This is a genomic window from Serratia sp. Nf2 (assembly GCF_003028435.1).
Lineage (GTDB): Bacteria > Pseudomonadota > Gammaproteobacteria > Enterobacterales > Enterobacteriaceae > Serratia > Serratia marcescens_L.
This window is the reverse complement of the sequence record NZ_PYTW01000045.1, coordinates 1-645: the sequence shown is the minus strand read 5'-3', so window position 1 is coordinate 645 and position 645 is coordinate 1. Positions and strand designations below refer to the sequence as shown.

Here is a 645-nt window from a genome sequence, read left to right as displayed (position 1 = left end):
AAAAGAAGTAGGTAGCTTAACCTTCGGGAGGGCGCTTACCACTTTGTGATTCATGACTGGGGTGAAGTCGTAACAAGGTAACCGTAGGGGAACCTGCGGTTGGATCACCTCCTTACCTAAAGATATTAGTTCGAGTGGCGTGCTCACACAGATTGTCTGATAGAAAGTAACGAGCAGAAATACCTTTATAGGCTTGTAGCTCAGGTGGTTAGAGCGCACCCCTGATAAGGGTGAGGTCGGTGGTTCAAGTCCACTCAGGCCTACCACTTCTTCGAAGTGGAAAAGGTACTGCACGTGACTGTATGGGGCTATAGCTCAGCTGGGAGAGCGCCTGCCTTGCACGCAGGAGGTCAGCGGTTCGATCCCGCTTAGCTCCACCATATAGTCCGGTATTTCAATACTTCAGAGTATATTGGAAACAGTATGCTGCGAAGTATTTTGCTCTTTAACAATCTGGAACAAGCTGAAAATTGAAACATGACGGCTGAAATTTATCCCTCCGTAGAAGTATTGGGATGAAGAGTAACCTGTCATAGAGTCTCTCAAATGTTTGCAGCACGAACGATGGAAACATCTTCGGGTTGTGAGGTTAAGTGACTAAGCGTACACGGTGGATGCCTAGGCAGTCAGAGGCGATGAAGGGCG

At 48.1% G+C, this 645-nt stretch carries 2 tRNA genes and 1 rRNA gene; all 3 read left to right on the top strand.

The features are described 5' to 3' along the window. Window positions 1–115, top strand: a 16S ribosomal RNA gene (locus C9411_RS25325); the annotation flags it as partial. A gap of 74 nt (window positions 116–189) precedes the next feature. Further along, window positions 190–266, top strand: a tRNA-Ile gene (locus tag C9411_RS25320). Between the two features lie 38 nt (window positions 267–304). After that, window positions 305–380: transfer RNA gene (locus C9411_RS25315), tRNA-Ala, on the top strand. Window positions 381–645: the final 265 nt, after the last annotated feature.